We start from the raw sequence: 954 nt of genomic DNA on the forward strand, positions 1-954 counted from the left end.
TGACCTCAACAATATCAAATGTATTGATGATTGTCCAAATCAAGATAGGAATCACTACCTCAGGTGGCGCAGGCGTCGGGACAAGTTCAGGTGCAACTACTGGTTCCTTCTTCCACTGCACCTCTGCCAAATCCAGCCAGTCCGCCGGCGCTGCACTCAGCCCCCAAGACCCACCGGCAAGAGCAACCGGCCCCCGCGTGCTATTTGGCAGCACGCCATAGGTAAACTGGTAACTCGCCCAATCCCCCTGAACAATCCCATAGTCAGCAGCAACACTAATTTCCGGATTGATATCATCCACCGGCACCCTTGACAAATCACCCCAAGTAGCATTCTTCGCCGAACCAGCACTGAAGAAAGGAGACCCCTCCCCTCTGTCCAACCCGTCGATAAGGAAATTCCCAGGATTTTCCAGAGTTTCGATAATCTCCTCTACATCAAAAACATACGTACTGCCGGTGCCATTCAAGTTCGGATAAGAAGCGTAGAGATACTTACTGTCATTTGAAAGTACCAGGTCTGCAGTCAGCGCTCCGGGAATCGGTCGAGTTGCCGCCACCAACTGCGGATTAGTCAGCGGGTCTTTAATAATCCCAATATTGCCCCCAGCCCGCTTATCAGTTTGCAGGACACTGCCCTGACGGTTGCGACCGGCAACAAACGCATACCGCCCATCTGGCATCACAGTTACCGCCACCCCCTCATTGACATCGAAATAATCACCGACATTCCCCAAAGATAAATCTATGTATCGCGCACTGGCTGCAAAATTGAGAGGGTCATCATTCGTTACCTCAAGCACGCCGAACCCCTTTGCGTCGCTATTCTGTTGCCCATTGGTAAACGTTAGCTTCAACGGATCTGCAGTAGCTGCCACTCCGTCCGCCCCGTTGTTTGTCAGAACCGCCCCAATCTGCTCGTGCCACTTGCGCTCGTTCTGATTTGGAGCTGTGG

General features: G+C 52.3%; 1 pseudogene. It reads right to left on the reverse strand.

Annotated features, from left to right (window positions below):
- Positions 1-954 (reverse strand): annotated as a pseudogene (locus tag OSC10802_RS40570) (hypothetical protein); the annotation flags it as partial.

The organism is Kamptonema formosum PCC 10802, assembly GCF_000332335.1.
Lineage (GTDB): Bacteria > Cyanobacteriota > Cyanobacteriia > Cyanobacteriales > Oscillatoriaceae > Oscillatoria.